The sequence below is a fragment of the Duganella zoogloeoides genome, assembly GCF_034479515.1.
GTDB lineage: Bacteria > Pseudomonadota > Gammaproteobacteria > Burkholderiales > Burkholderiaceae_D > Rugamonas > Rugamonas zoogloeoides.
The window spans coordinates 99,663-110,927 of the sequence record NZ_CP140152.1; the positions used below are offsets into that span (position 1 = coordinate 99,663).

An 11,265-nucleotide genomic window follows, 5' to 3' on the forward strand; every position below is an offset into this window, starting at 1 on the left:
CCTGCCGATGTTATACTCACCACCGATCTTCAACCCCGGCCTGTGCTTCGGTCATCTACGTTAGCGTGCTATGAAACTCATCGGTTCCCTCGGCAGTCCTTATGTGCGCAAAGTGCGCGTTGTGCTGGCCGAGAAAAAACTCGACTACCAGTTCGAACTGGAAAATGTCTGGGCGCCCGATACCGCCATCAGCAAGCTCAACCCGCTGGGCAAGGTGCCCAGCCTGGTCATGGACGACGGCTCGGTGATGATCGATTCGCGCGTGATGGTCGAGTACCTCGATACGCTCACGCCCGTGTGCAAGCTGCTGCCGGCCAACAGCCGCGACCGCGCCGACGTCAAGTGCTGGGAAGCGCTGGCCGACGGCATCATCGACGCGGCGGTCATCGTGCGCCTCGAGCGCCTGCGGCCGATCGAGCTGCAAAGCGAGGACTGGGTGGCGCGCCAGCAGGGCAAGGTCAAGCTGGGCCTGGCCGCGCTGTCCGACAAGCTCGGCGACCTGCCTTACTGCATGGGCAAGAATTACTCGCTGGCCGACGTCGCGGTCGGCTGCACGCTGGGCTGGCTGGCATTCCGTTTCCCGCACATCGGCTGGCGCGACGACCACGCCAACCTGGCGCGCCTGTTCGACAAGCTGTCCGAGCGCCAGTCGTTCAAGGACACTTTCCCGTCCGCCTGAGTGATGGCCGACTCCAAGCCGTCCGCCGACGACAGCAACCCGTCCGCCGCCCAGCAGCGGCGCCTGCAAATGGCCGACATTGCGCGCCTGGCCGGCGTGTCCACGTCCACCGTCTCGCGCGCGCTCGCCGGCAGCAAACTGGTCAGTGAAGAGACGCGGGTGCGCATCATGGAACTGGCGCGCTCGCTCAAGTACACGATCAATATCGGCGCGCAAAACCTGCGCATGAAGCAGAACCGCACCATCGGCGTGGTGATCCCGTACGACCACAACACGCGCCAGCACCTGTCCGACCCGTTCTTCCTCGGCATGCTCGGCAGCCTGGCCGATGCGCTCACCGAACTCGGCTTCGACATGCTGGTCTCGCGCGTGGACGCCGACGAACTCGACGCTGCCGCCGCGCCGTTCGACACCGGCCGCGTGATCGGCATCGTGCTGATCGGCCAGTGGCGCCACCACGACCAGTTGAACCAGCTGGCCGCGCGCCACGTGCCGATCGTGGTGTGGGGCGCGCAGCTGCCGCAGCAGCTGTACTGCACCGTGGGCGGCGACAACGTCACCGGCGGCGAGCTGGCGGTGGACCATCTGCTGGCAGAAGGCCGGCGCCGCATCGCCTTCTTCGGCGACATCAACCTGCCCGAGGTCGGGCTGCGCTATGCCGGCTACTGCCGCGCCTTGCAGCGCGCCGGCGTGGGCATCGATCCGGAACTGCTGGTGCCGGTATCGTTCCTGCCCTCGGGCGGACAGCAGGCGGTCGAGGAGCTGCTGCGCCGGGGCGTGGCGTTCGACGCCATCTTCGCCGGCTCCGACCTGCTGGCCATGATGTCGATTAACGCCATGCGCGAACACGGCCTCTACGTGCCGGGGCAGGTGGCGGTGGTCGGCTACGACGATATCGAATTGTCGAGCTATTTCCACCCGCCGCTGACCACGATCCGCCAGCCGATCCGCGAAGCGGGTCGGGCGCTGGTGACGTCGCTGCTGGAACTGATCGAGGGCCGCGAAGCGCCGTCGCAACAACTGCCGACCACCTTGGTCGTGCGCAGCAGTAGCCGCACAGTCTGAGGATTGTGGGGTTTATGCAACCGATTGCATAACTATTTATACCGCAGCGCAGCAATCCAAATCTCTTTGTTCCCAGCTAGATTCCAGATGATCATTCTGCATGGATGGCTTTGTGCAACACGGTATGCAATCGATTGCATTAATTTTCATTCCGGTGAATAATGGCATATCTGCTCAATAATGCAGCAGAGCAAAACGACAACAACACCGGAGATCACCATGATACAAAGCACCCCCAAACTGGGCGGCATCGCCGCCGCTGTCGCGATCGCCATGCTGCACCTGGGCGCCCACGCACAAGACACCACCGCTGCCGCACCGGCAGCCCAGCCAGACGGCCTGAACATGGAGCGCGTGATCGTCACCGGCACCACGCTCGGCTCGTCGAAGATGAAGTCGAGCGTGTCGATCAGTACCATTGAAGGCGATGCCATCCAGAACGCCGCGCCGCTCAGCGCCGCTGAAGTGCTGCGCTCGGTGCCGGGCGTGCGCGCCGAATCGTCGGGTGGCGAAGGCAACGCCAACATCACCGTGCGCGGTGTGCCGGTTTCGGCCGGCGGCGCGCGCTACGTGCAGATCCAGGAAGACGGCCTGCCGGTACTGCAATTCGGCGACTTCAACTTCACCACGCCCGACAGCTTCGTCAAGATCGACAGCACGCTCGACCACCTGGAAGTGGTGCGCGGCGGCTCGGCCTCCACGCTGGCCACCAACGCCCCGGGCGGCATCATCAACTTCATCACCAAGACCGGCGAAGAGCAGGGCGGCAAGATTGCGATCAGCCGCGGCCTCGGCTACGACGAAACCCGCTATGACTTCAGCTACGGCGCGCCGATCTCGGACAAGACCCGCTTCTTCATCGGCGGCAACTACCGCACCGGCGAAGGCGTGCGCGACACCGGCATGAGCACCGCCAGCGGCGGCCAGGTGCGCGGCAATATCACGCACGAACTCGACAACGGCTTCATCCGCCTGTCGTTCAAGCACCTCGACGACAAGACCCCGACCGCGCTGCCGGTGCCGGTGAGCGTGAATAACCAGCACATCAGCGAAATCCCCGGCATTGACCCGCGCACGGTCAGCTTCTACTCGCCGTACTGGACCCGCGACGTGGTCCTGAGCAAGAACAACACGCCGGTCTCCACCGACGTCAACGACGGCCTGCACGTCAAGAGCAACACCTTCGGCCTCGAAGGCTCGTTCAAGCTCGGCGACGGCTGGACACTGTCGAACAACTTCCGCACCGCCGACAACAGTGGCCGTTTCACCGGCATCTTCGCCGGCAACAACGGCACGGTCGGCAACTACACCATCGCCACCGGCCCGAACCGCGGCCAGGCCTACAACGGCCGCGCGTTTTCGGCCGTGGTGTTCAACACCTCGATCGACGACGCCGGCAACACCCTCAACGACACCAAGCTGTCGAAGACCTTCCAGCTCGGCGGCGGCGCCAGGCTGACCACCACGGCGGGCCTGTACCTGTCGAACCAGAAGCTGGCGCTGACCTGGAACTTCAACGAATACCTGATGCAGGCCACCGGCGACAAGCCGGCCCTGTTGCGCACTGCCAGCGCCACCCCGGGCCTGGTCGGCCCGGCCTTCGGCGGCTGCTGCTCGCGCGCCGTGGACATGGAATACAAGACCACGTCGCCGTACCTGAACGTCGGTTACGAAGTCGGTCCGGTCAACCTGGACGCCAGCGTGCGCCGCGATAACCAGAAAGCCACCGGCACCGCCAACCTGGCCTCGGCCAGCACTTCGGCCAATGCCGTCAACGGCTTGCTGTACAACCCGGCCACCGAACAGATGGTCAACTACAAGGTGGACCATACTTCGTATTCGGTCGGTGGTAACTACCGCATCACCAGCAACCTGGCGGCGTTCGCGCGCGTGAGCGATGGCGTGGCCTTCAATGCCGACCGCATCCTGTTCGGCACCCCGCTCGACGGCAGCGCGCCGATCAACATCAACACCGTCAAGCAGTACGAGGGCGGCGTGAAATGGCGCAGCGGCGGCGTGAGCACGTTCGTCACCCTGTTCCAGGCCAAGACCGACGAGAGCAACTACGAAGCGACCACCCAGCGCAGCACCTCGAATCGCTACGACGCCAAGGGCGTGGAGCTGGAAGGCGCGTACAGCATCGGCGACTTCCGCATCACCGGCGGCGCCACCTACACCCACGCCAAGATCGTCGGGACCGCTGCGGCGGATGTCGCCAACATCGGCAACACCCCGCGCCGCCAGGCCAAGTGGATTTACCAGGTGGCGCCGAGCTACACCTTCGGCCAGGCGACCGTGGGCGCCAGCGTGGTCGGCACCGGCAAGTCGTGGGGCGACGATGCGCACACCATCATCATGCCGTCGTACGCGATCGTCAACGCCTTCGTCAACTACCGCGTGACCGAAAAGGCGACGGTTGCCCTCAGCGCCAACAACCTGTTCAACAAGATCGGCTACACCGAGATCGAAGGCGACGGCCATGCCGCGCGCTCGGTCACCGGCCGCGCCGTCAAGGCGACTGTCTCCTACGCGTTCTAATCAATCAAGCAACCGACCATGGCTTCTGATGTTTTTGCCGACCGCCTGCTGGCGGTCCTTCCCGACCAACTGCGCGCGCCGGCGGCGCAGCGCCTGGCCGCCAGCGGCCCGGTGCTGCACCGGTTGCTGGCCGGCCTGTACGGCGACCACTGCGGCCATGCCGGTTTCGATGCCTGGTTCGGCGACCTGATGGCAGCGCTGGGCCAGCTGCACGCCCAGCGTTCGCCCGAGTTGCACGCGCAGGACGCGCAGCGCGCAGCCGACCCCAACTGGTTCCTCGACCAGCGCATGCTCGGCTACTGCACCTACGTGCAAAAGTTCGGCGGCGACCTGAATGGCGTGGCACGGCGCATCCCGTACCTGCAAGAGCTGGGGGTGACGTATTTGCACCTGCTGCCGTTCCTGCGTCCACGTGCCGGCGAAAACGATGGCGGCTTTGCCGTCACCAGTTTCGACGAAGTTGATCCTGCGCTCGGCAGCAATGCCGACCTCGAATCGCTGACGGAACAGCTGCGCGGCGCCGGCGTGAGCCTGTGCTCGGACCTGATCCTCAACCACGTGGCCGACGACCACGCGTGGGCGCTGGCCGCCAAGGCCGGCGATGCCCAGGCCCGCGCCCGGTTCCACGTGTTCCCGGACCGCGACCTGCCGGACCGCCACGAACGCACGCTGGGCCAGGTGTTTCCGCAGGTAGCGCCCGGTAATTTCACGTACGTGGAAGCGGCCGGCGGCTGGGTATGGACCACGTTCTACCCTTACCAGTGGGACCTGAACTGGTCGAACCCGGACGTGTTTGCCGAGATGGCAGCCGTGATGCTGCGCCTGGCCAATCGCGGCATCGAAGCGTTCCGCCTCGATTCCACCGCCTTCCTGTGGAAGCGCGAAGGCACCAACAGCATGAACCAGCCCGAGGCGCACCAGCTGCTGCAGGCGCTGCGCGCCATTGTCGATATCGTCGCGCCGGGCGTGCTGCTCAAGGCCGAAGCGATCGTGCCCACGCGCGAGCTGCCCGCCTACCTGGGCAGCGCCGAAGCACCGGAATGCCATATCGCTTACCACAGCAGCCTGATGGCCGCTGGCTGGGTGGCGCTGGCCGAGCAGGATACCGAAGTACTGCGCGCGGTAGTGCACAACACGCCGGACCTGCCGCGCGCGGCGACCTGGCTCAGTTATGTGCGCTGCCACGACGACATCGGCTGGAACGTGCTGCGCGCCGAAGCGGGCGAGAACAGCGCCGCACGGCTGGCCGCCGCCTCGCGCTTCTTTGCCGGCGCCACGCCGGGCAGCTATGCGCGCGGCGCCATCTTCCAGAGCACCGATCCCAACGCGGCGCATGGCAGCAACGGCATGGCCGCGTCGCTGACCGGTTTGCAGACTGCCGCCACCGAAGAAGAGCGCGCGCTGGCGCTGCGCCGCATGTTGCTGCTGCATGGCCTGGCGCTGAGCTTTGGCGCGCTGCCGGTGCTGTACATGGGCGACGAGCTGGCGATGCTGAACGACGAGAGCTACCTGGCCCGCCCCGAGCACGCGATGGACAGCCGCTGGCTGCACCGCCCCGTGTTCGACCAGCAGCGCTGGGAACACCGCCACGATGCCGATACCACCGAAGGCGCGATGTACGAAGGGCTGGCGCAGTTGCTGCGCGCCCGCCGTGGCCACGACGCCCTGGCTGCCGGTGCCCCGCGCACCTTGCTGGCCGACGCGCCGGCCGGCGTGCTGGCGCTCGCCCACGGCGAACGCCTCCTCACGCTGTTCAACTTCTCGGCAGCGCCGCAGCAGTACGCGCTGGTTGGCGCGTGGCGCGACGTGGTGACGCCGGGTCTCCTGACCGGGACGTTGACGCTGGCGACGTACGCGATGTACTGGCTGGCACGCGAATAATTCCAAACCGGCCCCCAGGGCTGGGATACACTCGTCCGCAAGGGCGCGGAGACAAGCATGAACCAACAAACCATCGCCGTATTCGGCGAATCGCTGGTGGACGACTTCATCACCGAACAGGTGGTGGGCGGCGCACCGTTCAACGTGGCGCGCAACCTGGCCGCTTTCGGCGTGGCGACCCTGATGGTCACCCGCATCGGTGAAGATAAAAACGGCGCGCTGGTGCGGCGCGAGTTCGAGCGTTTCGGCATGACCGAGGCGGGCCTGCAAATCGACGCCCTGGAAGCGACCGGCCGCGTGGTGGTCGAGCGCAACGAAGCCGGCCATCGCTTCATCATCCTGCCCGACCAGGCCTACGACTACGTCGCCGCCGCCCCGGCCCTGGCCGCGCTGGCGGCCTCAAAGCCGTCGGTGCTGTACTTCGGCACCATGGCCCAGCGCCACGAGACCTCGCGCGCCACCGTGCGCGCCATGCTCGATGCCTCGAAGGCCCAGCGCTACCTGGACCTGAACGTGCGCGACGGCCAGGTGACCGAGCGCTGCGCGTTCGAGTCGCTGCACCTGGCCGACATCGTCAAGGTCAACGAGGAGGAACTGAAGGACCTGTTCAAGTGGTACACCCACACCCAGCCCGGCACCAAATCGGTCGATAGCCGCGAGATGGTCGACGCCTGCCAGGCGCTGATGCGCACCTTTAACCTGCAAACCCTGATCGTCACGCTCGGCGAGCGCGGCGCGATCGTCTTCGAGGCCGACGGCACCGTCACCATCAACCAGCAGTGCCATGCGCCAGCGCATATCGTCGACACCGTCGGCGCCGGCGACGCGTTTTCGGCCGTGTTCCTGTACGGCCAGGCGCAGGGCTGGCCGCTGCCTTTGACCCTGGCGCGCGCCAACGCGTTTGCCGGCGCCATCTGCGGCGTGGCCGGCGCGGTGCCGAACGATATCGGTTTCTATGCGCCGTGGCTGGCCGCCTGGCACGCGGGGCAGGTGCTCCCACCGGCAGCGGACCTGGGAGTGGCCGCATGAAGCCGCACCTGTCGTTCTGGCAGATCGTCAACATGAACATCGGGTTCTTCGGGATCCAGTTCAGCTTTGGCCTGCAGCAGAGCAGCATGAGTCCCATCTACAAGTACCTGGGCGCCGACGAAGCGAGCCTGCCGTACCTGTGGCTGGCCGGCCCGATGACGGGCCTGCTGGTGCAGCCGCTGATCGGCGCCATGAGCGACCGCACCGTCACGCGCTGGGGCCGGCGCACGCCGTACTTCCTGATCGGCGCCATCCTGTGCAGCCTGGGCCTCTTGGCCATGCCGTTCAGTCCCACCTTGTGGATGGCTGCCAGCCTGCTGTGGATCCTGGACGCTGCCAACAACGTCACCATGGAGCCGTACCGCGCGTTCGTCTCCGACAAGCTCGCGCCGAAACAGCATTCGCTCGGCTTCCTCACCCAAAGCGCGTTTACCGGGCTGGGACAGACGCTCGCTTACCTGACGCCGTCGCTCCTGGTGTGGATGGGCATGAACAAGGACGCCGTCAACGGCAGCCATATTCCGCACATCGTGATTGCCGCCTTCATGATCGGCGCCGTGTTCTCGATCACGTCGGTGCTGTGGACCCTCAAAACCACGCCCGAGCATCCATTGACGCCGGTGGAGCTGGCCGAGATCCGTTCGCGCCCGGTGGGCTGGCGCCACACGCTGGGCGACATCGTCACCGCCGTGCGCGAGATGCCGGAGACCATGCGCCAGCTGGCCTGGGTAAAACTGTTCCAGTGGTATGCGATGTTCTGCTATTGGCAGTACATCATGCTGTCGCTGTCCACCACCTTGTACGGCACCACCGACCAGGCCTCGCAGGGCTTCCGCGATGCCGGTTTGCTGGCCGGGCAGGTGGGGGCGTTCTATAACTTCATCGCGTTTGTCGGTGCACTGGCCCTGGTGCCATTCACGCGCCGCTACGGTCCAAAGATCACCCACAGCGTGTGCCTGACCCTGGCCGGTTTTGCCATGATGAGCATTCCGTCAATCCACTCCGAGGCGCTGCTGTTCGTGCCGATGATCGGCATCGGCCTGGCGTGGGCCAGCATCATGGGTAATCCGTACGTGATGCTGGCGGGCTGCATACCGCCCGAGCGCACCGGCGTGTACATGGGCATCTTCAATATGTTCATCGTGCTACCGATGATCATCCAGATCTTCACGCTGCCGCTGTACTACCGCAGCCTGTTGGGCGGCAACCCGGAAAACGTGATACGCCTGGCCGGCGTGCTGATGCTGTGCGGCGCGGTGGCGGTGCTGTTCGTGAAAATTAAAAAGCCGCAGGCGGAAATGATTCCGGCTGCGGCCTGATGAAACTGCCCGATGGGTCGTGCAGTTTCTTACTCGCTGTGCATCTGGCTTTGCAGGTAGTTCTGGATGCCGACCTTGGCGATCAGGTCTTGCTGGGTTTCCAGCCACTCGATGTGCTCTTCGGTGTCTTCCAGGATCATCAGCAGCAGGTCGCGCGAGACATAGTCGCCGACTTTCTCGGCGGTGGCGATGCCTTCCTTGACCGTGATGTGGGCGGCTTTTTCCAGCTTCAGGTCGCAGCCGATCATTTCTTCGGTGTTCTCGCCGATCATGATCTTGTGCATGGCTTGCAGATTCGGCAGGCCGTCGAGCATCAGGATGCGGTCGATCAGTTTGTCGGCGTGCTTCATTTCGCCGATCGATTCTTCGTATTCCTTCTTCGCGATTTTTTCCAGGCCCCAGTGGCGGTACATGCGCGCGTGCAGGAAGTACTGGTTGATAGCAGTCAGTTCATTGGTCAGCTGTGCGTTCAGCAAGCGGATAACGTCGGCGTCGCCCTTCATATGCGGCTTTCTCAAATGGTTACAATGACCGCATTCTGCCACGAACTTCGCTGCGATGTGAAGTTAATTTCGCTTAAATGCAGGAAATACGTATTTAATTGCGCGTAACGAGACCAGTGAGAATAATGAGAACAATTAGCATGCGCATCTGACGTCGTTTGCGCGGGTTTGGCTGTGTGTGAAGCAGCCAACCTAGTGCGCACGCGCTCAAGGCTAGTATGGGTGTTCGAACTTTTCACCCAACAGGAGCGCCCCATGGATTCGATCAACGCCAACCAGCCGGAACACAACCACGAAGATTTGATGGGCCAGGACGCCATCAAGAAGATTCGCGACCTGGTCGACAGCACCCCGGAATGCTTCTTCTGCACCAGCGATGCCGGCGGCCCCGGCGACACCCGCCCGATGCATACGATGCAGGTGGATGACCTGGGCAACCTCTGGTTCTTCAGCGCCAGCGACAGCTTGAAAAACCGCGAACTGGCCGCCGACCCGTCGGCCACGCTGTACTTCCAGGGCGCATCGCACGAGTTCCTGCACCTCGAAGGCATCGCCACCGTGCTGCGCGATCCGGTCAAGCAAAAGGAATTGTGGAACTTTACGCTGAAGACGTGGTTCACCGAAGGCGAGGACGATCCGCGCATCACGCTGATCAAGTTCGCGCCGACCTACGGCTACTATTGGGATACCAAGCACGGACGTGCTGTGGCAGGGGTGAAGATGCTGGTGGGGGCGGTGACGGGGAAGACCCTCGATGATTCCATCGAGGGCCGTTTGGATATTTAACCGAGCTGGAAATTGATCGGCACCAGCGCATAAACGGGGATGGCCTTGCCATCCTCGATATACGGCTTGTACAACGCGCGCAGCACGGCCTGGCGGCCGGCTTCGTCGAGGTTGGTCGAGCCTGACGATTTTTGAATCAGCACTTGCTCGGCCTCGCCCTTTACGTTGATCAGCACGCGCAGCAGCACGGTGCCGCTTTCGCCCATGCGGCGGGCAATGTTGGGATAGACCGGTTGCGGCGCGCGGATATAGTCGGCGCCGTGGATGGTCTTCGGTGCAGCTGGTGCAGGCGCCGGCGGTGTCGGCGTGGGCGTGGTGACAGCCACCGGTGTAGCGGGCGGGGTCGGCTCGGCGTTACGCGGCGAGGGCGGTGCGACCGTGATGGTCGGCTGCGTTTGCGGCGTGGGCAGGACCGGCATCGGCGGAATAAACTTCGGCACTTGCACAACCATCGGCACGATCTTCGGTTCCGGCGGCGGCTTGAGCGGCTCTGGCGACGCCACGAAGCTGACCGTGACCACCTTGGGCATGACGGCTTGCGCCACCTTGTTGAGCATGCCAGTGCTCATCATCCAGAACAGCACTCCATGTACTGCGACAATCGCGGCCAGTGGGGCTGCCTTGCGTCCGCGCACGCGCCACAACCGCCGGGCGCGCCACATCAGGCCGGAGCCATCCACGGACATCGCGCTCGCGGTCCGTTCATAGAGCATTGTATTCATAATTAGTTGGTAAACACTGGGCGCTTGAGCACAGTTTCTTCGATGGCGGCAGCCTGCGCGGTGGCCAGGTGCTCGTTCAAAATGTCTTCGGCGCAGCTGAAGCATTGGCCGCAGCAGGTGGCAACGCCGAGATCGCGGCGCAGTTCTTCCATCGACGTGATGCCAAACTCCATGGCTTGACGGATTTCACGATCAGATATGTTGTTGCAGACACATACAATCATTGATGCACCTTCTGGCTAGGCTCGCTATTGCGGGTTGGGTGACTGCGAAAGTTGGTTTTTAATAAGATTGCTACCAACTTAATGCGAATCATTATCATTAGCCGTATACTGCCTCAGTTCCGTTGCGGATGCAAGCCTAAATAGTAGTCATTCGCATTAACGAATATAATGCTAGTATCCTGTTCTTTGCCGCACTAAAAGTTTGTTGCGCGCAGCCGACAAGTGCCGACTCACCAGCCTGGATTTAGCATATGACGCAAGCTGTTCCCTTCCTTACTCTCGATGCGCTCGCTGTCGGCGCCTCGGCCATCGTCACCCAGGTCGCCGCCGGCGATGTCGCCGAAGACGGCGTGTCGCTGTCGCGCCGCCTGATGGAACTCGGTTTCGTGCCCGGCGAAAAGGTCCGCCTGCTCAAGCGCGGCATGCCCGGCGGCGAACCGCTCGCCATCAAGGTGGGCAACTCCACCTTTGCCTTGCGCCGCTTCGAAGCTGCGCTGATTTCGATCCAACCGGAATAAT

The 11,265-nt window shown here is 63.8% G+C and carries 11 protein-coding genes; 8 read left to right on the forward strand and 3 right to left on the reverse strand.

Annotated elements, in window-relative coordinates:
- Positions 1 to 70 precede the first annotated feature (70 nt).
- From SR858_RS00430 to SR858_RS00455, 6 genes are all read left to right on the forward strand, one after another.
- Entirely contained in the window at positions 71 to 679 is a 609-nt protein-coding gene (locus SR858_RS00430; protein ID WP_026637601.1) for a glutathione S-transferase N-terminal domain-containing protein, read from the forward strand.
- A gap of 3 nt (positions 680 to 682) precedes the next feature.
- The gene (locus SR858_RS00435; protein WP_019923627.1) at positions 683 to 1,744 is read left to right on the forward strand and encodes a LacI family DNA-binding transcriptional regulator; all 1,062 of its coding nucleotides are present in this window, start codon (positions 683 to 685) and stop codon (positions 1,742 to 1,744) included.
- A gap of 219 nt (positions 1,745 to 1,963) precedes the next feature.
- Complete coding sequence (locus tag SR858_RS00440) at positions 1,964 to 4,282, forward strand: TonB-dependent receptor (protein WP_019923628.1); 2,319 nt, start codon at positions 1,964 to 1,966, stop codon at positions 4,280 to 4,282.
- Between the two features lie 18 nt (positions 4,283 to 4,300).
- Positions 4,301 to 6,163, forward strand: a complete 1,863-nt coding sequence (locus SR858_RS00445) for an alpha-amylase family protein (RefSeq protein WP_019923629.1) — start codon at positions 4,301 to 4,303, stop codon at positions 6,161 to 6,163.
- A 57-nt stretch (positions 6,164 to 6,220) separates the two neighbouring features.
- The gene (locus SR858_RS00450; protein ID WP_019923630.1) at positions 6,221 to 7,192 is read left to right on the forward strand and encodes a PfkB family carbohydrate kinase; all 972 of its coding nucleotides are present in this window, start codon (positions 6,221 to 6,223) and stop codon (positions 7,190 to 7,192) included.
- Positions 7,189 to 8,511, forward strand: coding sequence for an MFS transporter (locus SR858_RS00455; protein ID WP_019923631.1), 1,323 nt, complete (start codon positions 7,189 to 7,191; stop codon positions 8,509 to 8,511). The genes SR858_RS00450 and SR858_RS00455 overlap by 4 nt, the downstream gene beginning before the upstream one ends.
- Before the next feature lie 29 nt (positions 8,512 to 8,540).
- On the opposite strand, the gene bfr is transcribed toward SR858_RS00455, so the two are convergent.
- Positions 8,541 to 9,014: a bacterioferritin gene (gene bfr, locus SR858_RS00460; protein WP_019923632.1), complete on the reverse strand. Its 474-nt coding sequence runs from the start codon at positions 9,012 to 9,014 to the stop codon at positions 8,541 to 8,543.
- A 255-nt stretch (positions 9,015 to 9,269) separates the two neighbouring features.
- Between bfr and SR858_RS00465 the strand changes: the two genes are divergently transcribed.
- Entirely contained in the window at positions 9,270 to 9,800 is a 531-nt protein-coding gene (locus SR858_RS00465; protein WP_019923633.1) for a pyridoxamine 5'-phosphate oxidase family protein, read from the forward strand.
- Here SR858_RS00465 and SR858_RS00470 read toward each other — a convergent pair.
- Positions 9,797 to 10,522, reverse strand: coding sequence for an energy transducer TonB (locus SR858_RS00470; RefSeq protein ID WP_154820034.1), 726 nt, complete (start codon positions 10,520 to 10,522; stop codon positions 9,797 to 9,799). The genes SR858_RS00465 and SR858_RS00470 overlap by 4 nt on opposite strands.
- A gap of 2 nt (positions 10,523 to 10,524) precedes the next feature.
- A complete protein-coding gene (locus SR858_RS00475; RefSeq protein ID WP_026637602.1) occupies positions 10,525 to 10,746 on the reverse strand; it encodes a (2Fe-2S)-binding protein in 222 nt (73 codons plus the stop codon).
- 251 nt (positions 10,747 to 10,997) lie between these two features.
- On the opposite strand from SR858_RS00475, the gene SR858_RS00480 reads away from it, so the two are divergent.
- The gene (locus SR858_RS00480) at positions 10,998 to 11,264 is read left to right on the forward strand and encodes a FeoA family protein (protein ID WP_019923636.1); all 267 of its coding nucleotides are present in this window, start codon (positions 10,998 to 11,000) and stop codon (positions 11,262 to 11,264) included.
- Position 11,265: the final 1 nt, after the last annotated feature.